Source organism: Sodalis praecaptivus, assembly GCF_000517425.1.
Taxonomy (GTDB): Bacteria; Pseudomonadota; Gammaproteobacteria; order Enterobacterales; family Enterobacteriaceae; genus Sodalis_A; species Sodalis_A praecaptivus.
Map to the genome: position 1 here is coordinate 1553970 of NZ_CP006569.1, position 26310 is coordinate 1580279.

The 26310-nt window shown below is 56.1% G+C and carries 21 protein-coding genes and 1 tRNA gene; 15 read left to right on the forward strand and 7 right to left on the reverse strand.

The annotated features are described in order from the left end of the window. Positions 1-23: 23 nt before the first annotated feature. Together SANT_RS06910 and SANT_RS06915 are read right to left on the reverse strand one after the other, a co-directional pair. The gene (locus SANT_RS06910; protein WP_148296249.1) at positions 24-1178 is read right to left on the reverse strand and encodes an MFS transporter; all 1155 of its coding nucleotides are present in this window, start codon (positions 1176-1178) and stop codon (positions 24-26) included. Between the two features lie 256 nt (positions 1179-1434). Further along, on the reverse strand, positions 1435-1806 hold the full coding sequence (locus SANT_RS06915) for a DUF4186 domain-containing protein (protein WP_025421565.1): 372 nt from the start codon (positions 1804-1806) through the stop codon (positions 1435-1437). 719 nt (positions 1807-2525) lie between these two features. On the opposite strand from SANT_RS06915, the gene ompC reads away from it, so the two are divergent. The 6 genes from ompC (at position 2526) to ddlA (ending at position 10205) form a co-directional block, all read left to right on the forward strand. After that, the gene (ompC, locus tag SANT_RS06925) at positions 2526-3632 is read left to right on the forward strand and encodes a porin OmpC (protein WP_025421567.1); all 1107 of its coding nucleotides are present in this window, start codon (positions 2526-2528) and stop codon (positions 3630-3632) included. 783 nt (positions 3633-4415) lie between these two features. Then, entirely contained in the window at positions 4416-5033 is a 618-nt protein-coding gene (locus SANT_RS06930) for a glutathione S-transferase family protein (RefSeq protein WP_025421568.1), read from the forward strand. 100 nt (positions 5034-5133) lie between these two features. After that, complete coding sequence (locus tag SANT_RS06935; protein ID WP_025421569.1) at positions 5134-6138, forward strand: ABC transporter substrate-binding protein; 1005 nt, start codon at positions 5134-5136, stop codon at positions 6136-6138. A gap of 227 nt (positions 6139-6365) precedes the next feature. Beyond that, positions 6366-7322, forward strand: a complete 957-nt coding sequence (gene cbl / locus SANT_RS06940) for an HTH-type transcriptional regulator Cbl (protein WP_025421570.1) — start codon at positions 6366-6368, stop codon at positions 7320-7322. A gap of 981 nt (positions 7323-8303) precedes the next feature. Continuing rightward, positions 8304-8903: a lipid IV(A) palmitoyltransferase PagP gene (pagP, locus tag SANT_RS06945; RefSeq protein ID WP_081730426.1), complete on the forward strand. Its 600-nt coding sequence runs from the start codon at positions 8304-8306 to the stop codon at positions 8901-8903. A 180-nt stretch (positions 8904-9083) separates the two neighbouring features. Continuing rightward, entirely contained in the window at positions 9084-10205 is a 1122-nt protein-coding gene (gene ddlA / locus SANT_RS06950; protein ID WP_025421572.1) for a D-alanine--D-alanine ligase, read from the forward strand. A gap of 53 nt (positions 10206-10258) precedes the next feature. Here the strand turns inward: ddlA and SANT_RS06955 are convergent, their stop codons facing one another. Beyond that, positions 10259-10891 carry a LysE family translocator gene (locus tag SANT_RS06955; RefSeq protein WP_025421573.1) on the reverse strand — a complete coding sequence of 211 codons (633 nt, stop codon included), beginning with the start codon at positions 10889-10891 and terminating at the stop codon, positions 10259-10261. A 210-nt stretch (positions 10892-11101) separates the two neighbouring features. Then, the gene (locus SANT_RS06960; RefSeq protein WP_025421574.1) at positions 11102-11809 is read right to left on the reverse strand and encodes an SOS response-associated peptidase family protein; all 708 of its coding nucleotides are present in this window, start codon (positions 11807-11809) and stop codon (positions 11102-11104) included. Between the two features lie 546 nt (positions 11810-12355). Between SANT_RS06960 and SANT_RS06965 the strand changes: the two genes are divergently transcribed. From SANT_RS06965 to SANT_RS06995, 7 genes are all read left to right on the forward strand, one after another. Continuing rightward, positions 12356-13459, forward strand: a complete 1104-nt coding sequence (locus SANT_RS06965) for a mandelate racemase/muconate lactonizing enzyme family protein (protein WP_025421575.1) — start codon at positions 12356-12358, stop codon at positions 13457-13459. Between the two features lie 338 nt (positions 13460-13797). Next, the gene (locus SANT_RS06970; RefSeq protein WP_038668339.1) at positions 13798-15105 is read left to right on the forward strand and encodes an MFS transporter; all 1308 of its coding nucleotides are present in this window, start codon (positions 13798-13800) and stop codon (positions 15103-15105) included. Between the two features lie 459 nt (positions 15106-15564). Then, positions 15565-17034, forward strand: coding sequence for an MFS transporter (locus SANT_RS06975; protein ID WP_025421576.1), 1470 nt, complete (start codon positions 15565-15567; stop codon positions 17032-17034). Between the two features lie 2 nt (positions 17035-17036). Beyond that, a complete protein-coding gene (locus SANT_RS06980; RefSeq protein ID WP_025421577.1) occupies positions 17037-18140 on the forward strand; it encodes a mandelate racemase/muconate lactonizing enzyme family protein in 1104 nt (367 codons plus the stop codon). Between the two features lie 28 nt (positions 18141-18168). Then, positions 18169-18996, forward strand: coding sequence for an SDR family oxidoreductase (locus SANT_RS06985; RefSeq protein ID WP_025421578.1), 828 nt, complete (start codon positions 18169-18171; stop codon positions 18994-18996). Beyond that, the gene (locus SANT_RS06990; protein ID WP_025421579.1) at positions 18990-19904 is read left to right on the forward strand and encodes a dihydrodipicolinate synthase family protein; all 915 of its coding nucleotides are present in this window, start codon (positions 18990-18992) and stop codon (positions 19902-19904) included. The genes SANT_RS06985 and SANT_RS06990 overlap by 7 nt, the downstream gene beginning before the upstream one ends. Continuing rightward, positions 19891-20325: a GlcG/HbpS family heme-binding protein gene (locus tag SANT_RS06995; protein WP_025421580.1), complete on the forward strand. Its 435-nt coding sequence runs from the start codon at positions 19891-19893 to the stop codon at positions 20323-20325. The genes SANT_RS06990 and SANT_RS06995 overlap by 14 nt, the downstream gene beginning before the upstream one ends. Positions 20326-20423: 98 nt before the next feature. On the opposite strand, the gene SANT_RS07000 is transcribed toward SANT_RS06995, so the two are convergent. From SANT_RS07000 to SANT_RS07010, 3 genes are all read right to left on the reverse strand, one after another. Next, positions 20424-20500 (reverse strand) — tRNA-Pro (locus SANT_RS07000). 78 nt (positions 20501-20578) lie between these two features. Then, positions 20579-22354, reverse strand: coding sequence for an LPS biosynthesis-modulating metalloenzyme YejM (gene yejM / locus SANT_RS07005; protein WP_025421581.1), 1776 nt, complete (start codon positions 22352-22354; stop codon positions 20579-20581). Positions 22355-22374: 20 nt separating this feature from the next. Next, entirely contained in the window at positions 22375-22602 is a 228-nt protein-coding gene (locus SANT_RS07010) for a YejL family protein (RefSeq protein WP_025421582.1), read from the reverse strand. 182 nt (positions 22603-22784) lie between these two features. On the opposite strand from SANT_RS07010, the gene yejK reads away from it, so the two are divergent. Continuing rightward, on the forward strand, positions 22785-23789 hold the full coding sequence (yejK, locus tag SANT_RS07015; protein WP_025421583.1) for a nucleoid-associated protein YejK: 1005 nt from the start codon (positions 22785-22787) through the stop codon (positions 23787-23789). A 383-nt stretch (positions 23790-24172) separates the two neighbouring features. Then, complete coding sequence (locus tag SANT_RS07020; RefSeq protein ID WP_025421584.1) at positions 24173-26212, forward strand: hypothetical protein; 2040 nt, start codon at positions 24173-24175, stop codon at positions 26210-26212. Positions 26213-26310 lie beyond the last annotated feature (98 nt).

A 26310-nucleotide genomic window follows, 5' to 3' on the forward strand; every position in this document is an offset into this window, starting at 1 on the left:
AACGGCCCGGCTCGGATTGTCCTTTAATGGGTCACGCGGCGCGCGCTGGCGCTGACCAGCAGTAATAATACCGCTACACAGCCAAAAGCGACATACAGGCTGGTTAATTGGGCGATGAAACCAATCAGCGCGGGACCGGTCAACAAACCGGCATAACCGACCCCGGAAACGGCCGCCAGCGCCAGGTGAGGCGGCATGGCCCGCTGGTCGCTCGCCGCGCTGAACAGCAGCGGCACCAGATTGGCGGCGCCGAAGCCCAGCAGTAGAAAGCTTAGCAGCGTCACCGCCGGCACGTCGATGGCGATAGCCAGCAATAACCCCATTGCGGCGCACAGGCTGCCGCCCATTAGCATGCGAAAGCGGCCGATGCGGTTGATCAGCCGATCGCCACAAAGCCGACCGAGGGTCATACTGATGCAGAACAAGGCGTAACCCAGCCCGCCGGACGCGCTGTCCATGCCCCGTTCATGGGTAAGGAACAGAGCGCTCCAGTCCAACATGGCGCCTTCGGTTAAAAACAGCACGAAGCACAGCAAACCGATGGCCAGCACCCGTCCGTGGGGACGGACGAACAGCGGCGCGCTCGGGTTGTCGCCCGCGACGGTCACGAGGTGACCGGCGGCCATTGTCAGCAAAATGACCAGCGCCGCCACGACCACCAGTACGCTCGCAAGCGGCGTCAGGCCGCACGCCAGGAGCGCGCTGACCAGACCGGCGCCGGCAATGCCGCCGATGCTGAAAAAGCCGTGAAAGCCGGACATCATGGCGCGGCCGCTGGCTTTCTCCACCGCTACCGCTTGAATGTTCATCGTGATATCCAGCGTGCCCAAACCGGCGCCGAACAGCAGCAGCGCCAGCGCCAGCAGCGGCGCACTTTCCAGCCATGCCAGCATCGGCAGCGTCACGCCCAGCACGCAGACCGCCGCGACGATCGGCCGTTTGCAGCCCAGCCGGTGCGCCCAGGGCGCCGCCAGGGGCATCGCCAGCAGCGAGCCGATACCCAGACAGAGCAGCAGCAGGCCGAGGGAGGCATCGTTAATCGCCAGCCGCGCTTTGGCGAAGGGCACCAGCGGCGCCCAGGCCGACATGGCGAAGCCGGCGATAAAAAACACCACGCGGGTGGCGACACGCACCGGATAGGTGGCGTGAAGTTCGGGGGGGAGGGCAATGGTCATCATAATGGGCCGCGAGAATGAGTCCTGGTTAGAAACGCGGCCAATGCGGGCCGCAATCGAATATTTGCTGCTTACTGCGACGGCATCAATCCTCCTTTGGCCGCCGTAGCGTGGGCGTTTCCCCGTAGGGAGCGGGCGCGTGCCGCCATCAATTGCCGTCGCGCCCGGCACGGCGCGAACCGACGCTGCTGTTGCCGGGCGGAATCGTCGCGGCCGGCTTGGCGCCCGCCGTTGCTGAGCCTGCCGCGGTGGCTCGCGCTTATGTCGCGCCGCCGCGGCGTTCCAGCCATAGCGCGATCATCGCCACGATAAAGGCCTGCTGCGCCGCGGTAAGCGCCACGCCGCGCGGTATGCCGTACCATTTCTCAAGACAGCCGCGGCAACAGGTGGCGGTGGCGTGCTGGGCGACAAACACCGGATGACCCCGCCACGGCGTTTGCTTACCGTCTTTGGCCGGCAGCGCCGGCGCCAGCCGGCTGGCGATAAAATCCCGCGCATGGCTTAGCACGACCGCCATACCCTTGGCGCGCAGATAAGCGTCATCGCGCGGGTTTAAGGCGAAACGGCGCCGAAAGGCTGATTGCTGTAGGCGTTGCCACAGCTGTTCTTGATTCCTTTCGTCTTGCATCATCGTTTTACCTTGCTCCGACTGGCTCCGTTTGGTATGCGCAGGGCGCACAGTGTAGCACGCCGTACGCCGGCAAACGATGGAGGGCAGTCAGACAATTTACGCTACCCCTCTCGCCCCTCGCGCGATAATGCGGCGTGAGGGGCGCAGCAAAACGCTGGCAGGAATGACCATTGCCGGAAAACAGGCGGCGGCAGGGCGGAATTATGGAGTAGTGGCTCTATTTATTTTATTATGCACTATTGATTTTAAATATAATTCCACTTACCTCACTTTTACAATCCAAAGCATCGTTGATGCTCGGCATGGTATTCTCGATCTCTCTCACACTCTCGCTAAAAATTAACGACGAATACCATCATGAAAAGCGGTTTGTTTATTTCGATTGCCGAGAATTTTATTGCGATCATCACGTAAAGTTTGAGAATGTTTATTTGTTAAAGTTATGTTTTTATAGATTTTTTTAATTTTACCTTCGCTATTTATTAGCCGATTAATAGGGTGCTTTTAGTATTTATTATTTTTATCATTATGATGTATAACGGTTATTTGTTGCCCTCCAATGGCTTGAAAGGTCAAAAACCATCGAGTATGATTCTGCGGTCAGTTCAATATCCGATCTATCAATGACATCAAGATCTGTTGAATGCTCGTTTTTATTTGAGCCTCTGCGGATATCAAATTATTAGTGGCAAAATATAATAAATATAGAGGGTATCAACATGAAACTACAGTATCTGTCTGTACTCGTTTCGGCTATGGTGATGGCCGGCAGTGCCGGGGCCGCCGAAGTGTATAATAAAGACGGCAATAAACTGGATCTGTACGGCAAACTCAACGGCATGCGTTATATGTCCGGCGATGATGATAAAAACGGCGATCGTTCTTTCATTCGTTATGGTTTCCGTGGGGAAACCCAGCTTAGCGACGGGCTTATCGGATTCGGTACCTGGGAGCATGAAGTCGGGCTGCGCCACGCCGAAAGCGAAGGCGCGAAAAGTACCTTTACCCGCCTGGGTTTCGCCGGGATTAAGTTCGACGACGCGGGCAGCATTGACTACGGCCGGAACTACGGCGTGTTGTATGACGTCGGCGCCTGGACCGATGTGATGCCGGAATTCGGCGGCGATACCACCGTTACCGATAATTTCCTTTCCGGCCGCGCTAACGGCGTGCTCACCTATCGCAATACCAATTTCTTCGGGATGATGGATGGCCTGAACTTCGCGCTGCAATACCAGGGCAAAAACGACAGCAAGGAGGGGGATACCACCGGCCGCGGCCTCCAGGAGGCCAATGGCGATGGCTATGGCCTGTCCGTCACCTACGATTTGGGTAACGGCGTGTCCGCCGGTGCCGCCGTTAGCAGCAGCAACCGCACTCTGTCTCAGCGATCGCCGACGGTCGCGCGTAATCAGGGCAAAAAGGCTGAGGCCTACGCCTTCGGCCTGAAATATGACGCCTATAACCTCTACCTGGCCGCGCTGTACAGCGAAACCCGCAATATGACGCCCTACGGCAACTTCTCGAGCGGTTTACACGGCTTCGCTGAAAAGGCGCACAATCTCGAATTGGTGGCGCAATATCAGTTTGATTTTGGCCTGCGTCCCTCCCTCGGCTATCTGCAATCGCGCATTGACGGCGACCAAGACGGTAAGAGCCACGATATCAAAAAATACCTCGAGGTGGGCGCCAGCTACAACTTCAATAAGAACATGCTGACCTTCATCGATTACCGCATCAATCTGCTGTCTAAGGACGACTTTACCCGTGCCGCGCAGATCTCTACCGACAATATTGTCGCATTGGGTATGACCTATATGTTCTAACGAATCCGCCGCGACAAATTATAGGGTTCGTAATAAACGGGGTGTGCGGTGTGACCGCACGCCCCGCTGTTTGAGACCAGCCCGCCGTCGCCTCCGCCCGGTGCGAGTGGGGAGACCTGCGGCTAAGGGATACCGGCGAGCAGGATTGCCTCGCGGAGGTGAGGGGCGTGGTGGGGAGGTGAGGCACTAACGATGGCGCTGATTAATCAGCGCTTTTTTGCGCATCTGTCTGACCGCTTTAATCAGCGAAAATACGGCAAAGCCGAGCAAGACGGCTATGAGAATCAGATTCATCATCTCTTTGCTCTCCTTCTATCCTGAAAGGCGCCTATTATCGGCACAGAGGTGGATGAGGGTAATAGGATGATTCCGCAAGCGGGCGTTGCAACGCCTGATACTTTCGCCGTGCTAATGGGTATGGCGTTTTAGGCTTTTGGTTTGCCAATCGGTATGGCGCCTTGGGTTTTCAGCAATGCCGATCGGTATTGCGCTGGCTTCCGGCGTTGCCCATCGCCCTAGCGTTTTCGGTTACCGGCTTGCCAATCGGCATGGCGCTTTAGGCTTGCGGTGTCGTCAATCATTACGGCGCCTCATGTTTTCGATGTTAACGACCGCAACGGCGTGTCGGGTTTTCGCCGCGCCGGGGGGAGGCCCGTCTCATGTTTCAGCAACGGCCCCGCCAGCGTTCGAGGTGTTTTCTGCCGCCTCGGGAATGTGATTGTCTTTTGGCTAAACAATACTTTATTCTATTTACATTCCCCTCTTTGCCGACAGGATGCCCCTATGTACCGATTAAGAACGTCTCCGGCTTCGCCGTTTGGTCGCAAAGTTGCTTTGGCGGCGGCGGCAACCGGCCTTGCCGATCGGCTGGTTATCGAGCCGGCGGACGTCAATGATCCCAACGATAGCCTGCTTGAGCAAAATCCGTTGGGCAAAATTCCGACGCTCATCACGCCGGAGGGGCAGACGCTGTTTGACTCGCGCGTCATCATCGAATTCCTGGATGACAAAGCCGGCGGCGGCGTGGTAATTCCGCGCGACGATTCCCGCTGGGCGATTTTACGTCAGCAGGCGCTGGCGGACGGCCTGATGGATGCGGCGCTGCTGGTGGTCTATGAGGAGCGTTACCGCCCGGCTGAGGAACGTTCGCCGGGATGGGTCGCGCGCCAGCAGGAAAGGATGGCGCGCGCGCTCGATTACGCCGAATTACATTATACTCTTGCGCCGGGCGCCAAAACGCCGCACGTGGGGGAGATTGCCCTTGCCGCCGCGCTGGGCTACCTGGATTTGCGCTTTGACGGCGCCTGGCGCCAGCGCTATCCCAAGTTGCTCTCCTGGCTCAATCTGTTTCGTCAGGCGCTACCGGCCTATGACGCCACCGGCGGCAAAACGTCGGTGTGAGTATCAGCGCCTGTCAGCGGGCGCTGCCCGACTAAAGGCGCAGCGGCGTGCCCGGCCGCCGGGCGTGTCATGTTCCCGTTGCAAACAAGGATAATAGGTTATGTCGAACCGTTGGCTGTCGAAAGGCGCGGCGCTTGCCGTCGCCGCGGCAATGTGGATGGGATGGCTTTGCGCGCCGGCGTTTGCCGCCCCGGCGCCGGTAAAAGTCACCTTTGTACAGGAATGGCCGGTGGCGGATGGTTTTTGGATCCCCTGGACATTGGGGATCGGTAAGGGGTTCTACCGCGACGAGGGCATCGATCTGAACGTGGTGGCGCCGCCGACCGTGGCCGATACCATGAAATTCCTCGGCACCGGCCGGGCGGATGTGGCGTTTACCACCGTCATGGACATCATCTTTGCGAAAGAGCAGGGGGCGCCGGTCATTTCCATCGGTCGCTACGGCACCGGCAATAACTGGGGCATTTTTACGCCCGAGGGACAATCGGTGACGCTTGCACAGTTAAAAGGCAAGCGCATCGGCATTTATAACGACGCCTGGACCAAAGCACAGCTCTCGCTGATGTTAAAAAGCGCCGGTATGACGTTGGACGACATTCAGATGGTCGCCGCCGCCGACGATACCGTGCCGCTGCTATTGCAAAAACGGGTGGACGCAACGACCGGGATTACCAACGCCGAAGGGACGGAAATTGCGGTGGCTGGCAAGCAGACGCCGGAATTTATGCCCGCGACACGCCATGGCGTGCCGGATACGCCGATATTTATGTTCGCCGGCAATCAACGCTGGCTGGAAAAGAATCCTCAACTGGCGAAGGCGTTTATGCGCGCGACCGCGCGCAGTCTGCGCTATGCCATCGAGCACCCCGATGAAGCCACCGCCGCCTTCGCCGCTAAGTACAGCAAGTCTTATGACGAGAATTTCGTCAAACGCCAATGGCGCGACACAATGCAAGTGCTGGGCGCGCCCGGCGACGATCAACTAAAGCAAAATGATAAAGCCTGGCGTGATGTACTGGATGCAGCGACCTCGCTCGGGATTGTGAAAAGCGTCCTGCCGGTAGAGGAGTACTATACCAACGCCTATTTAGCGCAGGGGCAATGAGAGTAACGACCCGCGCCTGAAACCCCGCGGCAGCGCGCTCCGTCGCCGCTGCCGTCCTCCTTTCGGCCACCCGGCGTTAAGCGCGCTGGTTATGCGTTCACCGCATCGACAAAGCCATTTTTTTGCTTAGCATTAAAATGTATAACTTACCGCTTTTTTTTATTTGTCGATTATATGTAACGCTTGTAGAACTGTAACTCCGAAGGAAAATTAAGGAGTGAACAGGCGTGAACTTTCAGCAACTGCGTATTATCCGCGAGTCAGCCCGCTGCAACTATAATCTGACCGACGTTGCGAGCATGCTGTTCACTTCGCAATCGGGCGTTAGCCGTCATATTCGTGAACTCGAAGATGAACTTGGGGTGGAAATCTTTATTCGCCGCGGCAAGCGGCTGATTGGTATGACGGAGCCGGGCAAGACGCTGCTGTCGGTAGCCGAACGCATTCTTAACGAGGCCAATAATATTCGCCGGATTGCCGATGTGTTTGCCAATAAAGATTCCGGCGAACTGTCCATCGTCACCACCCATACCCAGGCGCGCTACAGTCTGCCGGGCGTTATTAAGCAGTTTCGCGAACTGTATCCGCGGGTGCGGTTGGTGCTTAACCAGGGCAGCCCCGAGGAAATCGTTGCCATGCTGCAATCCGGCGATGCCGATGTCGGTATCGCCAGCGAGAAACTGATGACCGAAGAGCAATTGGCGGCATTTCCCTATTACCACTGGCATCACGCGGTGCTGGTGCCAGAAAATCATGAGCTGACCCGAGCGCCGCAGCTTACCCTTGAGACCCTGAGCCGCTACCCGCTTATTACTTATCGGCACGGCATTACCGGCCGATCGCGAATCGATGTGGCTTTTCAGGCGGCAGGGCTGCATCCCGAGGTGGTAATAAGCGCGCAGGATTCAGACGTTATCAAGACCTATGTCGAACTCGGGCTGGGGGTGGGTCTGCTGGCGGATATGTCTTATAACCGCGAAAGGGATACCGGCCTGGTCAGCCTGAGCGTGGAGCATTTGTTTGAGGCTAACACCGTCTGGCTGGGGGTAAAACGGGGTCAGTTGCAGCGTAAATACGCCTGGCGGTTCATCCAACTGTGCAACCCGCAACTGTCGTTGACCGAAATAGAAGAGGCGGTGTTTGCCACCGCCGCGCCCGCTGCCGCGCTCGATTATCAGATTTAGCGCGTTTCACCCGCGGGTTGGGCCTGCGGTAAACGGTGTTATCGGAGGCGGGCAGGGATCACCGGTATTGTGATAATTATCACTGTAAGTAAACTCGGACTAATCCTATAATCGCACATCCTTTACAGAGCTAACGCCATGGGCCCCCTCATGAGTGCCGGAGATAAGCGCCGGAAAGGATAAACGCAGTATGCCCCACACGATGGGGCTTTTTTTCAGCAGAAAAGCGCATCGGCAACTTACCTCCTCGCGAGAGGGAGTACAGCAAAGGTCGTCGGTGCGCTTCTCTGTCACGCCCTGTCACAACCTGCGCCGTTAAGCATACATCACCGATACGAAGCCGATGATGGTCAGCGCCAGTCCAATCAAAAAAGCAATATCGTTGGTATGCATAATATCACCTCCGCACTATCACTTTCGTTTCCTTATCAATATCATGGACCCGGCCTGCGCTTGAGGCTGTGATGGGCTTTCCATTTTGATTAAAAGCTGCGCACTTTATCCCCCACGGGGTGAGAACGCTCAGTGACCTACCCAGCGGGGGGCGCTGTTCTCCGCCGCCATAGGGGAGCCGTTTTCACCTTCACCGCTGTCCTTTTGATGAGGTGGCCGCGTTGTTTCCTTCGGCCCGCGGCAATGATTCAGTGCATCGGGCGTATTCCGTTGGCGGCCATGATGTTCCTTTACGTCTGTTAAAGGGTACCCTTGCCTTGGGACGCACCCGGTAAAGCGTGGGCCCCGGGGCGCGCCTGTCATTCGTTGCGATGAACCGCGCTCGAAGCGCGGCGCCTTAAAATTAAGCGCGAACCGGGGCATCCTCTGGCTCGATTTTCCAGGCATAGGATCGTCGTCGCCGCGCGGTTTACATGCCGTTTTGGTTAGCATAGATATAATGCGTTCCTTTATTTTTTCTCTGGTAGTGATTTGCCTTAACTATGCTGAAAAAGACGATGCATTAAAAAAGTCAGTAAGGAGTGGGTTGTGCGGTTGCTTTATCAACGTATTATTGTGTTAATCAGTCTGTGTGCTTTGTTTTCTGCGGCATCGGCATCGGCATCGGCAGCGACGTCGGCGAACGACAGCCAGCCGGCGCCGTCTACGGGTCTTTGGCAGCAATTTTCGCAGAATGTGGCCGAGACCTGGCGTAACTCCCCCCATCAGGATCTCTACGTGCCGGCCATTACCTGGCATAACCGTTTCACTTATGACGACGAACATATTCGCCGCTACAATGAACGCCCCTGGGGCGCCGGCTATGGTATCTCGCGCTATGACGAGAAAGGAAATTGGCACGCCCTCTACGTGATGGCGTTCAAGGATTCATTTAATAAGTGGGAGCCGTTCGGCGGCTATGCCTGGGAAAAACAGTGGCATCCGTTTGACCGCTATCAGGATATCCACTTTGGCGCCGGTTTTACCGCCGGGATAACGGCGCGGGATAATTGGAAATACATCCCCGTACCGGCGCTGCTGCCGCTGGCATCGGTCGGTTATAAGCAACTGACGTTCCAGGCCACCTATATCCCCGGCACCTATAACAATGGCAACGTATTCTTTGCCTGGCTGCGTTATCGTTTCTGACGCGGGTCCCACCGTGTTGCCCTCGCGATAAAAAGCGGTTGATCCCGCACGGCGGCTTTGTATACTCGGACAAGGTTGCCGCCCGCGGCGCAACCGAACGCATCGCGCCTGACGAGCCGCCGTGGCGGGCTGGGCCAGGCCGGTCGACCTGTCAGGGTAATCACTTGCGGGGAGCAGGCTATGGCTAAAACACGCGTCGGGGTGGTATTCGGCGGTCGCTCGGCGGAGCACGAAGTGTCCCTCCAGTCGGCCAAAAATATTGTCGATGCTATCGACCGGCAACGATTTGACGTCGTGCTGCTGGGCATCGATAAACAGGGGTGCTGGCATCTTCATGATGCCGCCGATTATCTTCTGCACGGTGATGATCCCGCCCGTATCGCGCTGAATAACAGCACGCGGGAAATTGCCTTGTTGCCCGGCCGCCGTCAGCATCAGTTGATGCAGGCCGACCGCCCCGACGCGCTGTTTCAACTCGACGTCATTTTCCCTATCATCCACGGCACGCTGGGCGAAGATGGCTCGCTACAGGGACTGCTGAGGATGGCCAATATGCCCTACGTCGGCTCGGACGTGTTGGGCTCGGCCATCAGCATGGATAAAGATATCGCCAAGCGATTGTTACGCGATGCCGGTTTGTCGGTGGCGCCATTTCTGACCTTGTCCCGCGCCCAGCGCGCGCGCTGCCGCTTCGAGGAAATAACCGCTGCCCTCGGGCTACCGCTGTTTGTCAAACCGGCCAATCAGGGATCGTCGGTGGGCGTTTCCAGGGTTACCGACCGGGAAAGCTTTGAGCAGGCGCTGATGCTGGCATTCAGCTTCGATCACAAAGTGTTGGTGGAAACCGCCATCGTCGGCCGCGAGCTGGAATGTGCCGTATTGGGCAACGAGACGCCCGAGGCGAGTCTGTGCGGCGAAGTGGTGCTAAGCGACGTTTTTTATTCCTATCACACCAAATACATTAACGAAACGGGCGCGCAGGTGGTGGTACCGGCCGACATCAGCCAGGCCGCCAGCGATGAAATCCGGCGTATCGCGCTACAGGCGTTCACCGCCCTTAACTGCGCCGGCATGGCGCGGGTGGATGTTTTCTTGACCTCTGACGGTAAGGTGGTGGTCAATGAGGTGAATACGCTACCGGGTTTTACCAATATCAGTATGTACCCAAAATTGTGGCAGGCGAGCGGCCTGAGTTATACCGACCTCATCACCCGCCTGATTGAATTGGCGCTGGCGCGCTACCGGCAGGATCAGACGCTTACCAGCTCGCTGAACCTAAGTGGCCCGGGCACGCCCCGATAAAGCGCCGCCGTGGCCGAGGGCTATTTTCCGTTAGAGGCACCGACCATGAGAGGCTACTGACGGCCCCCGAGCGCCAATTTGCAGGCCAGGCCGGCATACACCGAGGCCAACAAATAGCGCGGCCACTGCGGCGCGCGGCGATGGGGGGACTGCAGGCTGCGACCAAGACGGCTGGCGGTAAGGATCACGGCCCCGTTCACCATGAAGCCGATGGCATTGAGCACCGTGGCCATCAGCAAAATCTGTAGCGCCACCGACCCCGCCTGCGGCTGCACAAACTGCGGAAACAGCGCCAGAACAAATAACGCCATCTTGGGATTGAGCAGGTTGGTCATCAGGCCCTGACGGAATATCGTCCCCAGCGGCCGGCGGCGGGCGACCGCCACCGACGCCGCACCTTCGCGACGCCAGAGTATTTTCCACGCCAGATAGAGCAGATAGACCGCCCCGGCGCCCCGCACCAGCTGGTAGGCCAGCGGCGCCGCCAGAAACAGCTGCGACAGCCCAAACGCTGCCGCCAGGGCATGGCAATAAGTCCCGGCCATAATCCCGCCGAGCGTGGCGAAACCGGCTCCGCGCCCCTGGCTGAGGCTGCGCGATGCAATGAGCAACATATCAGGCCCCGGCGTCAACGTGAGCGCCAGGCAGGCGGCGGAAAATAACAGCAGTGAAGAGGTGAGTAACATCCCGTGCTCTCGCCAAACAGAAGAGAGCACCAGCATAAAAGCGCCGGCGGCGCAGCACAAGCCGTTTTTAGCCGCAAGCGAAGCGCCCCGTGCCGCTTGGTCATCCCGCAGGCCGCGCCGGCGTTCAGTGAAATAGCCGGTGCGCCAGTTCGAGCAATTGTGCGATAAATTCCAATAGCAGCATCCGCTCCCCCGAGCTGGCGCGCAACATTAGATTACCGGGTCGGTAATCGGCCGAATCAGTTGCGCGCTGTCATTGTAGATATTGCTGACCGCGGAGGAAACCGGGTGCCAAACAAAGGCCGTGGGCGGTAGCGCGCCCGCCTCCGCCAGCGCGCAGGCGTCATCCCTATCGAGCGCGGGATCGAGCCATTGCCGCGCGCTTTCTCCGGTAAACACCAGCGGCGGCCGGCTCTGCGTATCCACCGGTCCGCGTTCACCCGGCCCGGTCAACAAAACGACACCGTCACCGTCATGGTCGGCAGGGGAGGCAGAGTCAAAACGGCCGATGGCGGCAAAAAACAGCGGACGCCGCGCGATGTGGTAAATAAAGTAGGGCTGCTTACGCGTCGTATGACGGGGATCGGTGCGCCACTCATACCAGCCGTCGGCCGGAATCAGCGCGCGACCGCGGCGCCAGAGGGGTTTGAACAGCCTGCTATAGGGTGCGGTCTGCGAGCGGGTGCTGACCATGGCGGGCTGATGGTTCTCTTTCGCCCACTGAGGATGATAGCCCCACGTCACCGCATCGAGGTGCAGCTCCGCGTCGCGCCGATGCAATAATAACACCCGGCTTCCCGGCGAGATGTTGTAGCGCCCGATAGGTATTTCAGTCTCCGCAGCCTGGCACGCCAGCGGAGAATTCAGCGCGGCAAGATAGTCCGAACGCGCTTCATATTGGACAAAACGTCCGCACATAGTGTGCCTCCTGTTTCGTGCTTACAACAGTAATGAGTATAGATGAGTCCGGCTAAAAAAAGGAAAGCGGTTCCAATTATGGGAAACGAGACCCGTTAGCCCGCGACCTCAGTGCGGCGCAAGGCACACTGCCGCGGACCTTGGCGGCATGACGTTGAGCGTGAGTCGGGTGGCGACCCCCATCGTCCCCTTGCTGAGCCGTGATGACCTCACCGCAGAGCCACCATGCTTTCACCAGTACATTCGTCAATAAAAACTTTTCTTTAATCCGTTATATTTCAATATGTTGAAGTATTTATCGTGAACGTTATCACAAATCGAGCACGGATGTATTGTCCGTTTTAAAAATCTCTAATAGATTGCTGCTTCGAGTTAGCAAAAATTAAATAAATCTTCGTTTACCCATTGCGCATTTCAAGTCCCGTTTTTGACTGTGATGTAACAGCTTAAGTTACTGTTTGCCGTGAAGCTTTGTGACGCACCGGCGAGGGAGGGCAGGCTTTCCCAACGCTTTGTTCAGTCCATATCAAGCTAATGGAGAAAATCATGTCGCAGAAAATCAAAAAAATAGCGGTACATCTGGTTTCCCTGCCTGTTGCCGCCGGCCTGGCGGATGCTACACGCAAAGTAGAATCGGTGGGTTACACCGTGGTGAGAATTACCACCGACCAGGGGCTTGAGGGGATGGGGCTGACCTACCATGAGGTGGGCGGCGAAGCCACCAAAGCCCTCATTCTGAACAATTTCGTCCCCAAACTCCTCGATTGCGACCCCTTTGCCACCGAGGCGCTATGGGAGCAATTTTTTCATTATCTGCGCGGCGTGGGGCGTAAAGGCCTCACTTTTGGCGCCTTGAGCGCTGTCGACATCGCCCTGTGGGATCTCAAAGGCAAGATCCTGGGCCTGCCGCTGTTTCGTTTGCTCGGCGGCAACAAAACGTCGGTGCCGGTCTATGCCAGCGGAGGATGGACATCCTACAGCGACGACCAATTGGTGCAGGAAGCGCAATCAATGGTGGCGCAAGGGTATCAGAAAATAAAGGTTAAACTGGGCGTGGAAGGGGGCACCAAACCTCGGCGCGATATTGAACGAATGCGGAAAGTGCGTGAGGCCATCGGACCCGAGATTGATTTACTGGTGGATGCCAATAATTGTTGGGATGCCGCGACAGCGATACAAGTTGCCAATAATATTCGTGAATATGATATTTATTTGTTTGAAGAGCCCGTGTTTGCCGATGACATTACCGGCCTAGCCAAATTCAAACGCGGTACCGATATCCCGCTGGGTACCGGCGAGCATGAATATACCAAATTTGGCGTTCGGGATTTAGTCATGAATAATGCTGTGGATATCGTACAGGTGGATGTGGCGCGCGTAGGTGGCTACACGGAGATAATAAAAGCGGCCGCTATTACCCAAGCGTGGAATTTAAAATTTGCCCCGCACGCTATGGAGCATATGCATAGCCACCTCGTGAGCGCGTTACCCAATGCGCTGTTTCTCGAAAGGCTGATGATGTTTGAGGAAATCACCAATAATCTCTTTATCGATCCGCCCATGCCGACTAAGGGTTTTCTGGCGGTCCCCGAGGCGCCGGGCTTGGGGCTGCGGCTGAATATGGACTTTATCCACGACCATGAGGCGTAGCCGTTTCGGCCGTTCGGGCTAAACCCGATCTCCTGCGGCAAGCCTTCGCCGGCCTCCGGGGGCTTTTCCCTTTCATCGCGCGCATGGCGGTCGGCGCTGTCCCTGCCGAGCTAAGGTATGCGGCAGCATTAACGTGGGCAGCGCAGTAGTTGTACAAGTATGACATGAGAACGCTGAGGTGAAATGACCTTAATGACGAGGCTTTTTTTGCTAATAAGCGCAATACCGCCGGGTGAATCCCTATTAGCGTAGGCCAGTGTCAGTATCAGAGAAGGGTTGCGTCCATCATTCTTTGCCGTCGGAAGAGTGACATTATAGCGATAATAGAGGAATGCATAATGAATACATTAGCTTCTGTTGCCGGTAAACGCTCTGATGATATAGAAAGCAAGGTTGTTAAAAAAATAATGTTAAGGATATTGCCTTTTTTGATGCTGGGCTATTTTATTGCCTTTATGGACCGCGTGAATATTGGTTTCGCCGCAGTACAAATGAATGCGTCGTTAGGTTTTACCTCGGCGGTATACGGGGTGGGGGCCGGTATCTTCTTCATCGGATATTTTCTATTTGAAGTCCCCAGCAATCTGGCGATGCACCGCTTTGGCGCTCGCGTCTGGATTGCCCGAATCATGATAACCTGGGGATTAATCTCCGGTCTGACCGCCTTTGTCAGGGGCGAGTACTCTTTCTTCATCATCCGATTTCTTTTGGGCATGGCCGAAGCGGGGTTCTTTCCCGGCGTCGTCTACTATTTCTCCTATTGGCTACCGGCTAAAAACCGGGCCAAGGTGCTCAGCGTATTTTACCTTGCGGTTCCGTTTGCCGTGGTTTTCGGCTCCCTCATCTCGGCGCCTTTGCTAATGATGCATGGCCTCGGGGGATTGGAAGGCTGGCAATGGTTGTTCATTATCGAAGCCCTGCCCGCCGTCATTTTGGGTGTCTATCTCTTTTTCCGCTTAAAGGACAAACCGGAACAGGCCACCTGGCTGGACGATGAAGAAAAAGCCTGGTTGACCGAGACGCTCAGTAACGAAAAGGCCAATCTGGCCACCCCCGGCCAGCATCGCTTGGGCCAGGTATTTTCCGATCCTCGCGTCATCAAACTGAGTCTTGTCTATTTCGGCATGAATTTCGCCGGCGTCGGCCTAATTATGTTTTTACCGCAAATAGTCGCGGGTTTTGGTTCGGCCCTCTCCTGGGTCGGGGTGATCGCCGCCATACCTTACTTTGTCGCCGCGGTATTACTGCCTTTCATCGGACGTTATTCCGACAGGCATCCCGGCAGCCGTGCGGTTCACTCCGGTTGCAGCGCCGCGGCGGTGGCTATCGGTTTGGCTCTATGCGTCTTTATCAGCCATCCGGTTGCGATGCTGCTGCTTATTTGTCTTGCCGCGGTGGGCATCTATGCGTTTGCGCCGCCTTTCTGGGCATTATGCTCCAATCTGTTTGCCGGTTCCGCCTCGGCGGCGGCCATCGCGGTCATTAATTCCGTCGGTAATTTAAGCGGATTTGCCGGCCCGTTTGTTATGGGGTGGCTGCGGGATACCACGGGCAGTTTTGCCTTTTCCCTGTTGGCCATTGCGGCGGGACCGGCGTTAGCGGCTATCGGATTGGTTCTCATGAAGCGGCGCAATACCGCCGCCTAGCGCGACGCTCACTCTGGGAGGGCTGCTGATAATGCTGGGGGGGCGTGTCGGTAAAAAGCTAACTCGACGCAGCCAGTGATGTTTTGCATGTGCTAGGTGGCATTGAGCAGGTAGCGACATCAAAACAGGCCCGCGCCCGACGGGATTAAGGCCGGGGGCAAATCGGTTTTTCAATCAATAACGCACTCGCGCGTTAGGGTCCGGCAGAGGGCAAGGACGGCCGCCCGATCACGACGCGCGCCGGGCATTATCACGGGCGCTTGCGCGTCGGCGTGATAATGGAACGCAACACCAAAAGCAACATTGGCACACCCTGTAAGGAGAAGTGGATGAAGCGCCATTCTTGGCGAGCGCCCATCCGGTGGCGTTAAGGCCCACGAATGAACGCCCAACGGATAGGCGCTATCAGAACTCAACACTTTTCATCTACCTCCCTACAGAGGGTTAACGGGAGTTTATATGTCTCAGTACGTCAATATCGAGGGGTTGATTCTTGCCGCCAAAAAACGGCTGGATTTACAGGAGGCCCCCGGCTCTACCCGGGCAGGATGGTTAATGATCACCGCGCTGCTTATCGAGTCGTGGGACATCTATTCCATGGCGTTTATCATCTACGCCCTGAAAGACATCTACCATCCCAGCAGTTGGTTATTGGGTTTTACCGCTGCCGGCACCCAGTTTGGCGCCATTATCGGCGCCATGCTCGGGGGATGGTTGACCGACCGCTTTGGCCGCCGCAAGATTTTCCTCGCGTCCATGCTGCTTTTCGCGGTATTTGCCATCCTGCAGGGGTTGGCGCCCAATATCGTCTGGTTGGCGATTATCCGCTGCTTTGCCGGTATTCCGGTGGGCGCGGACGTGGCCAACGGTTTTACCTACATCATGGAGGTGATGCCGAAGGGGAAACGGGAAGTGATGGCCAACCGCTGGCAGTTTATGTTTTCTCTCGGCATCATCGCCGCCATTCTGTTGGTAACCGTGTTGGTGGTGCTGGGGGTAGAGAAGGATCATCTCTGGCGTATCGTTTTGGCGGTGCCGGCTATTCCGGCTGTCCTTTTGCTGCTTATGCGGCGCGAATTGCCTGAAACCCCCGTCTGGTTTGTGGAGCGCGGCAGATTCATTGAAGCACGCCAGGCCGCGCGCCAGTATTACGGCGATCATGATGGGCGGCTGCTTGACGACCTGTTGCCGCAGCATAATGTGACCATTGAACCGACGAGCGTCGGTGAAGCGCTTAGGGATCTGTTTAGCCGCAGTTTCTCGCGCCGGACCACGCTCTTTGGCTGGATTTCCTGCGCGGTTCAGTCGTTTGAAAACTACGCCTTCTCCTTCTACTTACCGTTGATCTTGGCAACGATAGGTATTTCCGGCCAGATACAAAACAACCTGGCGCTGCTGGCGGTGAACTGTGTCGCGGCCTTGTCCGCCTTTGTCGGCCCCCTGCTGCTAAACCGCCTGGGGCATCGCGGGTTGAGTCAATACGGCTTCCTGTTTGTCACCTTGGGCATACTGATTGCCGCTTATGGCGTGTATTCCCTCAACTATCTGATGATTACCAGCGGCGCCGCTCTGATGCTCTGGGGTCATTACTGGGACGCGGAAAGCGGCATGACCGTTGTGTCGCTGGTGGCCAAGCCCAAATACCGCGGTGTGGCGTCCGGCATCGGCTATACCATTGTGAAAATCACCGCCTTCCTGACCACCCTGGTTTTTCCGCCGCTGTTCGATGCACTCGGCGTGCCGTTGGCCTCGGCGCTTATCGCCATTGCGCCGTTCCTGGCCTTTCTTGCCGCGACGTTCCTGCTTCCCGAAGTTTTCGGCCATGTCGCCGGCGACAATGAACACGACGATGCCGGGCACGCGGCTGCCGGTTCGGCACCGGGTTTCGTACACCCCGACCTTATGAATGAAATGAAGAAAGAGGATTGATCATGACTATCACCAAAATGCCCATTATTGAACATATCGAGTTAATCACCGCGCGCGTGCCGCTGCCGGAAGGGCCCTGGGGGGATCAAATCCATCACGTTACCGATATAGAGGTGGCGATTGTCGATGTGCATGCCTCCAACGGTCTGATGGGAACCGGTTTCAGCCATACCTCCGGCTGGTGTGGCGCCACCATTTCGGCTCTGATTAAAGAAATTATTCCTGATGTTATCGGACAGCGCCTGTCGCCGCGCGCGCTGTGGGACCGCAGTTATAAATATATTCATGATGTTGGTGGGGCGGGTGTGACCACCCATGCGCTGTCCGCGCTGGATATTGCCTATTGGGATTTATTAGGAAAAACGCTGAATGTACCGATTGTCGATCTCCTCGGCAGGGTGCGCGATCGCGTACCGCTGTACGGTAGCGGTATCAACCTGCATATGTCGGTGGAGGAGGTTATCGATCAGGTGCGTCGCTGGAAAGCGAAAGGCTACCTCGCAGCCAAGGTCAAAGTAGGGAAACCCGATCTGGAAGAGGATGTGGAACGTTTACGCAAAATTCAGCAGGCGGTGCCGGGCTTTCCGCTGGCGGTGGATGCCAACCAGGGATGGAATTTCCCGCAGGCCTTACGCGCATTCAAATTGTTTGAGCCGCTGAACCTGCTCTGGATTGAAGAACCTCTGCCGTCGGACAATATCGCAGGCCATAAACAGCTGCGTGAAAGAACCAATACCCCGATTGCCTTGGGGGAAAATGTCTATAACTTAAGCCAGTTTACCCACTATATCGAAAGCGGTGCGGCTGATTTTATCCAGGCTGATTTAGGCCGCGTGGGTGGTATTACCGGTTATATGGATGTGGCGACGGTCGCCCGTGCGCACAATCTGCCCATGACGCCGCATTTTGTGCTGGAACTCAGCGCGAGTTTATTAGCGGCGGTGCCGAATGTGTCTTATGCGGAGGTGACCGACGGCGGCCGCTGGCAAGATTTGCGTATCGTCTTATCCGCCGGTGAAGAGGTTGATGGTTATTACGTTCCCAGCGACCAGCCCGGCCACGGAATTATTCTGGATAGAGACTATCTTCAGGCCCACATAATATAAGCATCGCGAGCGGTAGCGGAGAAGCAAAATGGAAGATACCTTATTTTCTGTTAAAGATAAAATCATCATCGTCACCGGCGGCCTCGGCCAACTGGGTGCCCAATATGTGCAATCGCTCCATGCGCGGGGGGCCAAAGTGGCGGTCTTTGCCCAAAACATCAATCAGGAAAAACGCGAGAAAGCGCTTGGCGACTGCAATCACTCCCCGCGGTTGGCGTTCTACCCGGTGGATATTACCGACGGGGATAGCGTCAATCGGGCGCTTGACGATATCGAGCAAAAGTGGGGGACGCCGGACGGTCTGGTCAATAATGCCGGTATTGATACGCAGCCCAGCGCGCCGCCGGAAGTGTCCGGGCCGTTTGAGCACTTCCCGTTAGACGTTTTCCGCAAGGTGGTCGAGGTCAATTTGGTGGGCACCTTTCTCATGACCCAACAGGTGGGTGGGCGGATGAAAGCGGCGGGAAAACAAGGGTCAATCATCAATATCGGATCTATTTATGGCGTGGTGTCGCCGGTGCAGGACATTTATAGCTATAAAAAAGAGGACACCGGGGTGCCTTTTATCAAGCCAGTGGCCTATTGTGCCGCTAAATCGGGTATTTATAACTTTACCCGCTATTGTGCGACCTATTGGGGGCGGGACGGGATTCGGGTAAATACCCTGACGATTTCCGGCGTGGCGCGGGAAGATCAGGATCCGCGATTCCAGAAAAATTATACCGCCCGCATGCCGATCGGCCGTATGGCCCACGAGGATGAATATAACGGGACGGTGATATTTCTCCTTTCCGACGCCTCGGTCTATATGACCGGCGCTAATGTGGTCGTGGACGGAGGGTGGACAGCATGGTGAAGCAGGGTAAGTGGGATGAATATCGGGGGATCATCTCGGCCCTCGTTACCCCGATGCATGATGATGAGTCCCTCAACGTCGACGCGTTGGCAACCGTAGTCGAGAATCAATTGCAGCGTGGCGTGGAAGGTTTTTATTGCTGCGGCTCGTCTGGTGAAGGCCCGCTCCTGAGCCTGGAGGAAAGACAACGCATCTTACGTACACTGGTGGGGCAGGTTAACGGTAAGGTTCCCGTGATTTCTCATGTGGGCGCCGTCAGGACCGCCGATGCGGTTTATTTGGCGCAGCATGCGGAACTGGATGGCGCGGACGCCGTGTCGCTGGTGCCGCCGTACTATTACAAATTCTCCAAAGCGGAAATCATTGCCTATTATCGCAAAGTGCTATCCGCGATATCAATACCGGTCATTATCTACAATATTCCCCAATTTACCGCGGTGGAGCTTGATGCGGAAATTGCCGGCGCGTTATTAACCGATGAGCAGGTTCTCGGCGTGAAGCATACGTCGCACAATCTTTATTCCCTGGAACGTATGGTGGCGCAATACCCGGAGAAAGTGTTTTTCAACGGTTTTGATGAAATCTATTTGTCGGCGTTATCCGCCGGTGCCACCGCCACGATTGGCACCACGGTCAATTTACAGCCCGAGCGCTTTATCGCCGTGCGCGATGCCTTTCGGCGGGGTGACTTTGCCTTGGCAAGGGCGTTACAGCAAATGATAAATGACGCGGTGGCGTTTATGGTCGAACGCGGGATCTTTCAGTCCGCAAAATACCTGGCGGGACGTCATCTGACCGATCTTGGACCGGTGCGAGCGCCGTTCACCCCTCTGACGCCGGCGCAAAAAAAGGCGCTGGACGCGCTCGACGACACCATCAGGGAGACTATTGCCCATGGCAAAGGATAGCGATGCTTTTAGCGCCCGCTCGACGCTTAATGATAAAGCGGCGCTCAGGACCGTCACCGATCTGATTGAGTCCACGTCGGCAAACCCCGACACCACCGGGCTGGCGGTGGCGATTGTGGGCGTTTACGGCGAACTGGTGGCCTTCGGCGCACATCACACCTGCCCGCCGTTGCCGCGGCTGCTGGCCCAGCGCAAAGCCTATACGGCGCTCATGCTGCGGCGGAGCACCCGCCTGGTGTCCGAAGAGGTCCAGCGCGGTTCTCTGACTCTCGGTGTATTGAATGACGCGCAGCTATTGCCGATGCCGGGCGGTATGCCCATTCGCCTGCAGGGTCGGGTCGTGGGCGCCATTGGCATCAGCGGGCTACCGGTTGAGCAGGATATCGCGCTGGCGGAGTATTGGGCGGAACGGTTCGGCTGACAGCGGCGAATGACCGTCACGTCGCCGCACCCTGGCGACACCTTTACGCCAGGCAAAAAAAAACCAATCACAAGTGATTGGTTTTTCTCGGGATAGATTGGTCGGCATGAGAGGATTCGAACCTCCGACCCCCGACACCCCATGACGGTGCGCTACCAGGCTGCGCTACATGCCGAACTCATGGGCGCTTATACTACCCGTTCCTGCTATGAATGCAATAGCCGACCCTAACGACTGCTTTAGTTTTAAGCGTTTAGTTAGCAATAAAGCGTTTTTCATTGGTTAGCACCTGCAACAGCAGCGTCAGCTGCGGTTTTTGCTGCGGCAGCGCCTTGCCGTTGACGTCAAAAGTGCGATAACTGCCGTTATTGTCCAGCAATAGCGTTTCGTTTGCCGTGGTGATGGCCAACTGATGTCTATCCGCGCTCAGGACCCAATCATTTCGGCGGCGCGGGGCGAAAAGATCCTCTCCCTGTGCATAGTCGCTGGCGCGGTTGCTGACATGCAGCAGACGCTGCATAAGCGTCACGGTCACGTCGTTGTGATTGGTGAGTTTCGCCACCACCTGCGCCGGCGTGCCGGGCCAATGCACCACCAGCGGCACTTGCAACTGCGCGCGGTTGAAACGGGTGCCGCTCTCGCGCCGCACGCGGCCGTCGTCGTCCAATTCCAGCCCGGTAGCGGCGGTGATAATGACCACGGTGTGGTCCAAATCGCCGCGATCGCGCAATGTAGCTAACATTTGCGCCAGACTATTATCCAGGCGCTGCGCCCCTTGCTGATAGCGACGTGTGATATCCGACGTGTTAGCCAAGTCGGCGCTGACGCGGGTGCCGTTGAACGAAACATAAGAAAACCAGGGCGAGGTGCCGCTGTAGCCGTCTCGCCATTGCTGCCATTGTTTGGCGGTTTGCGCATCGCTCTGGCTGACGGGTTCAGGGAGCGTAAAGTCGGCGAGCAACGCCTGGCGGTAGAGCGGATCGCGAAAACCGTCGGAGGGGAACAGGCTGAGCTGATAGCCCTGTTTGTTGAGGGCGTCCAAGAGCACCGAAGATTTACGCGTCGCCAGAATCCCGTCCAGATAAGAAGCCGAAATGCCGTAGAACAGCCCGAATAACCCCGTGTCCACCTGATTGCCGGTGCTAAAATGCTGCGTGAAGCGGATGTTTTGTTGGGCGAAGCGCTTCAGGGCCGGCATTTGCTGGTCCAGGGTGTCATTACGTAGCATGCCGGTGGTAATAATAAGCAGATTGAGGCCGCTGCCCTTGTCGTTAAAGCTTATTGGACTCAAGGGATACTCTACCGCCGCCGCTTCCGGGTTGCCCTGCTGGACCAGCCGCCGCTCGAAGTCCTGAGCGTCAAGCAGGCCATGGCGCTCCAGAAAACGGCGCGCGGTCATCGGATAGGACAGCGGCAAATTGGCGCGCTGCATTGTGATGGGGCGGTAAAAATTCGCATCGGCCCAAATATAAGCCACATGCGAGGCGCAAAAGGCGGCGATAAACAGGGTGCTAATGGGTTTACCGATGCGATAGCGATTAAGGCTGCGCAGTTTTTGCCAGCTCCAGGTGCCAAACAGCATCTCCACCAGGAAGATTACCGGAATACCGATAAACATCAATTGCCAGTCGCGCGCCAGCTCTGTCTGGTCCGGGTTTATCACCAACTCCCAGACCATGGGGTTCAAATGCTGATGAAAACGGATAAAAACTTCGGTATCCACCAGCAGCAGCGTCAATCCGGCGGTGGCGATAATGGCCGACAGAAAGCGCAACAGCCGCTGCGACATCACCACGAAGGTGAGGGGAAACACCACCAGCAGATACAGCGTGAAGCCGAGAAAGCTGAAATGGCCGAGCCAGCTGGCAAACGCGTACAGCCGGCCCGCCAGCGAGCCGGGCCAGTCCGCAATGAACAAATAGCGACTGCCAAGCCCCAAGCTGAGCAGGATATTGAAAAGGGCGAACCAGTGACCCCAACTGATCATTTGGGATACTTTGTCACGGTAGCGCTGACTATTTGTCACCATAGCTCTGTCTTGGCTTGTGCTTAATGCGTGTCGGGAAGCGGCACCGAAGCATGCAGGGCATCGGTGAACGATTTTACCAGCGTGCCGCGCATCTCCGGCGCGACGCGGGTGCTAATCACATGGGTAACCATATTCCCCAGGACCATCAGCGCGAGATCGGTCGGCGTACGATGTTTTTCCAGTACCGCTGCCAGCTCGGCAAGCAGGACCTCTATCTGTTCGTCACTGTAACGGGATGCTTGTGGCATAATATCATCTATGTGGCCTGTCAAAGTCCGGTATCTTACCGTATCAACTCCCCTTTTTCCGCACTTTTATCGTTTCTAACCCTTGTAGCGTTTCAGGCTCAGTTCGCGGCGGCGGCAACGGAGTTGCAGCGGCGGGCTATTCGGTGTTTGAATACGCACCTGACCAGAATGGAGAATAGATCATGAGTCTGGATATTGACCAGATTGCCCTGCATCAAATGATTAAGCGCGATGAACAGACGCTGGAACTGGTGCTGCGCGAATCACCGCTCGAGGTTTCGCCGGCGGTGCAAGACATGATGGCCGAACTGCACCGCGTCTATAGCGCCAAAAGCAAAGCTTATGGCTTTTTTACGCCGCAAAGCGAACTGGCGGACGCGGTACGCGGCTGCCGCAAGGGGAATGACGACTTTCTCGGTTTCAGCCGCGCCGCGACGGGGCGACTGCGCGATGAGTTGGCGAAATACCCTTTTGCCGAAGGGGGGATCGTCCTGTTTTGCCAATATCGTTATCTGGCGGTGGAGTATCTGATTATTGCGGTACTTGGCACCTGCCACAGTATGCGGGTGAATGAACAGCTGGATATCAGCAGTACCCACTATCTGGATATCCATCATGCCGATATTGTGGCGCGCATCGATTTGACCGAATGGGAAACCCAGCCGGACTCGACACGCTATTTGACGTTTTTGAAAGGGCGCGTCGGACGTAAAGTCTCCGATTTCTTTATGGACTTTCTCGCGGCCGTCGAAGGGTTGGACACCAAGGCGCAAAACCGCGGGCTGCTACAGGCGGTGGATGATTATTGTACCGAGGCCCATCTCGATAACCACCAACGGCAAGATGTTCGCCAGCAGGTACATAGTTACTGTAAAGAGCAGTTACAGGCCGGCGAAGAGATCGCGCTGGCGGGGCTTTCCGCGACCCTTGCGCCGGTAGGGGAAAAGACTTTCCAGGCTTTCTCCAGCGAACAGGGCTATGCGCTGGAGGAAACGTTCCCGGCCGATCGCAGCACGCTGCGCCAGCTAACCAAATACGCCGGCAGCGGCGGCGGGGTTACCCTGAATTTCGATGCACACTTGCTCGGCGAGCGTATATTCTGGGATGCCGCGACGGACACCTTGACCATAAAAGGAACACCGCCGAATTTGCGCGACCAACTGACCCGTCGGCGTAACGGCAACTAACGCCAATAAACCTTAAACCACCGCCCAATATTTGGCGATGGTTTAAGGTGGCTATTTCACACCTCTGATCGTTAGGGGGACGTCCATCATTGGCGTAAATTTGCCTTAGGCACCCAAGTCTCTTCTTACCTCTTTCTGGCGGGTGCGTTTTTGTTGCAATGTCGACTGACGCTATGCTACCTTTCTGAAAAAATAACATTAGCCCAGTCCTGGCAACTATTATAATGAATTCAATATATGTCTGGTGATGTGATGGTCTTTTGTCGTTGGTTATTGAATGCTTGCCAGAATCTTATTTTCCTCTTTATGTAATATCATCCGCCAAGTGTTCTGCGCTTTATTCTTCCGAATACAGAATGGGACCTAAATAGCACAGGAGGTTTATGATGCCCATATCATCTGTTGCATTGCAAAACAACCTAGTCGGTAAATATTATAATGCGCGTCACGATAAGAATAAAAAAATATTTGCCGCAAACCGCAGAGACCGGATTTTACTTGCAAACCCGGCAGGGGATAATAACGCCGCTGGCCGACGAATTTTCGGCTTCATCAATGGCAGAAATGAAATGAATGACGGCCCCCCTAGGTTAAAGCAGAGCAAAATCGCAAACCTGCTCACACTCTTGTCGCTTCTCCACCAAACCCGTGTCATTGACAATTTGCCTCCTGCGGCAGCCCATGTGGGCATGGACTCAACCGCACTGACCCTTGAGGGATCACCGCTGGCGACGGCTGCCCCTTTGGCCGGCCTTTATCTTCCCGCGCAAAGTAACGTCTCTCAGCATAATCGGCGAGGGTTGTCTCTGGGTAACCTCAGGACCAAACGGTCGGCGGATACGGCTTTACATGAACGCATGGATGACATCTTGATTTTGAAAACGGCGGAAAACTCATATCCTACCGCCGTCAATGCGTTGAACAGGTTATACCACTCAATAGCGATGATTAGAAATGAAACGATAGCCAATGAATCTTATGGGCTGTTGATTGTTGCCAAACGGATGTGTAAACAGGCCGAAAATCTCCTTGAGGCCGCCCGATTGGTAAAACACGTTCTCGATAAGCAGGAAAGCCATATTAAAGAAAACAATTTTTCACCGCCCCACATACTCATGATGAAAAATATCTCCGAGGATTTACGCAATGACGCCGTCAAAAAGGCGTGGAATGCCTACCAGTCATTTCGGATTTGCTATACGATTGCCTGTTCTGAAGAGAAATTCCAGATATTATCGAGGAGAATCAGTAAGACCTATGCGTCACAGCAAGAGGTGGCGGTCGCCGTGGTGGAAGAGGAGTTAAGTAAAAACAGTCATGTTCTCGGATTGAGCGATGAGAAATTAAATCACATCCTCGATGATATTAAAAACGCCATTAAAGCGTATGCTAAGCTGGACAAAGCGCCTTATTACCAATCATTAATAAATCAGGGCTATCCTGGCATTGCGGTGCTGTCGATTGCGAATAAACACTTTCCGCTCACTTCCTCATTGACGGGGATAGATAACCAAACGTCTACGCCATCCTTAATGGATAAAGCTAACCAGGAATTCATCGCTCGCTATGTTATGCCCTGTGAGGAGAAGGCCAAACTCGAGGCCCAGAAAAATCAAACCCTTCCTCATACCCTTAGTGCAGCCGGCGGTGGCGCCGCTGGTGCAGTGGGGGTAGGCGGAGGCGCCTACTACTTGTTTAACAGAAAAAAGCACACTGGCTCGCCCACCGACGTGGCCACTGAAATGCAACAGGTTAACGGTGGCGCCGCTATCTCCCCGGAGGAAGATCTTGGCGCAGACATCGCTGAGGGGAGGGTTATGGAACCCCCAGCGGAAACGGTTGCACAGATCGAAGCGGATGAGGTCATGGCATCGGCGGAGCAAGCGGATAGCCGAGCCGGCGCGGCGGGGGAAATGGCATCGGCAGCGCGAGGGGATATCCAAGCCGATGCGGGTTGGATCCGGGAGCCGGCTGGGGGTACGGTTATAGAGGTTGACGCCGAGGTGGCATTGGCACCCGCTGCGGAAACGACATTGGCAGAGGACATCGAGATAGTCGCGGAAGCCATGGAGGAGCTAGCCGTTGAAAATCTTGAGATTGGTGCCGAGGAAATAGGGACGGCGGTCGCGGGGTCGGCTGGCGCCGTTGCCGCGGTGGCGGCCTATGAAGCGGTTAAAGAAGTGGGCACTGCCTTCGTCGAAACTTTAGCCGAATCGGCGGCAGAATCGTTAAGCGAAGCGATGCAAGAAGCGGTGAGTGCGGTGTTCAAATCGGCGGCCGGGGCCATGTTGGACGAATCTACGGTTGATGCCGTGGGCGTAACGGCGGGCGAGGCGATGATAGAGTCGGCGGTGGATAAAATAAACGCCAAGATAGAAAGCAGGCTGGCGAACAAACTCAAACAACCGCTGCGAATGCGCTAAATACCACACGGGTGACCGTGCGCAGGCTCCGGTGGTCGCAGCGATTCCCCCGGCGGTCAATGCCACGGCCGGCGCCGAAAGCGCAGCGCTCCCCTGAT

What these genes read in the sequence shown, in the direction of transcription:
- SANT_RS06990 (WP_025421579.1), top strand. Translation starts at nt 18,990, where the DNA reads ATGGTGAAGCAGGGTAAGTGGGATGAATATCGGGGGATCATCTCGGCC.
- SANT_RS06970 (WP_038668339.1), top strand. Translation starts at nt 13,798, where the DNA reads ATGAATACATTAGCTTCTGTTGCCGGTAAACGCTCTGATGATATAGAA.
- yejM (WP_025421581.1), bottom strand. Translation starts at nt 22,354, where the DNA reads ATGGTGACAAATAGTCAGCGCTACCGTGACAAAGTATCCCAAATGATC.
- ompC (WP_025421567.1), top strand. Translation starts at nt 2,526, where the DNA reads ATGAAACTACAGTATCTGTCTGTACTCGTTTCGGCTATGGTGATGGCC.
- SANT_RS06980 (WP_025421577.1), top strand. Translation starts at nt 17,037, where the DNA reads ATGACTATCACCAAAATGCCCATTATTGAACATATCGAGTTAATCACC.
- SANT_RS06930 (WP_025421568.1), top strand. Translation starts at nt 4,416, where the DNA reads ATGTACCGATTAAGAACGTCTCCGGCTTCGCCGTTTGGTCGCAAAGTT.
- SANT_RS06910 (WP_148296249.1), bottom strand. Translation starts at nt 1,178, where the DNA reads ATGATGACCATTGCCCTCCCCCCCGAACTTCACGCCACCTATCCGGTG.
- SANT_RS07020 (WP_025421584.1), top strand. Translation starts at nt 24,173, where the DNA reads ATGATGCCCATATCATCTGTTGCATTGCAAAACAACCTAGTCGGTAAA.
- SANT_RS06975 (WP_025421576.1), top strand. Translation starts at nt 15,565, where the DNA reads ATGTCTCAGTACGTCAATATCGAGGGGTTGATTCTTGCCGCCAAAAAA.
- yejK (WP_025421583.1), top strand. Translation starts at nt 22,785, where the DNA reads ATGAGTCTGGATATTGACCAGATTGCCCTGCATCAAATGATTAAGCGC.
- SANT_RS06935 (WP_025421569.1), top strand. Translation starts at nt 5,134, where the DNA reads ATGTCGAACCGTTGGCTGTCGAAAGGCGCGGCGCTTGCCGTCGCCGCG.
- SANT_RS07010 (WP_025421582.1), bottom strand. Translation starts at nt 22,602, where the DNA reads ATGCCACAAGCATCCCGTTACAGTGACGAACAGATAGAGGTCCTGCTT.
- SANT_RS06955 (WP_025421573.1), bottom strand. Translation starts at nt 10,891, where the DNA reads ATGTTACTCACCTCTTCACTGCTGTTATTTTCCGCCGCCTGCCTGGCG.
- SANT_RS06965 (WP_025421575.1), top strand. Translation starts at nt 12,356, where the DNA reads ATGTCGCAGAAAATCAAAAAAATAGCGGTACATCTGGTTTCCCTGCCT.
- SANT_RS06915 (WP_025421565.1), bottom strand. Translation starts at nt 1,806, where the DNA reads ATGATGCAAGACGAAAGGAATCAAGAACAGCTGTGGCAACGCCTACAG.
- ddlA (WP_025421572.1), top strand. Translation starts at nt 9,084, where the DNA reads ATGGCTAAAACACGCGTCGGGGTGGTATTCGGCGGTCGCTCGGCGGAG.
- SANT_RS06960 (WP_025421574.1), bottom strand. Translation starts at nt 11,809, where the DNA reads ATGTGCGGACGTTTTGTCCAATATGAAGCGCGTTCGGACTATCTTGCC.
- SANT_RS06985 (WP_025421578.1), top strand. Translation starts at nt 18,169, where the DNA reads ATGGAAGATACCTTATTTTCTGTTAAAGATAAAATCATCATCGTCACC.
- SANT_RS06995 (WP_025421580.1), top strand. Translation starts at nt 19,891, where the DNA reads ATGGCAAAGGATAGCGATGCTTTTAGCGCCCGCTCGACGCTTAATGAT.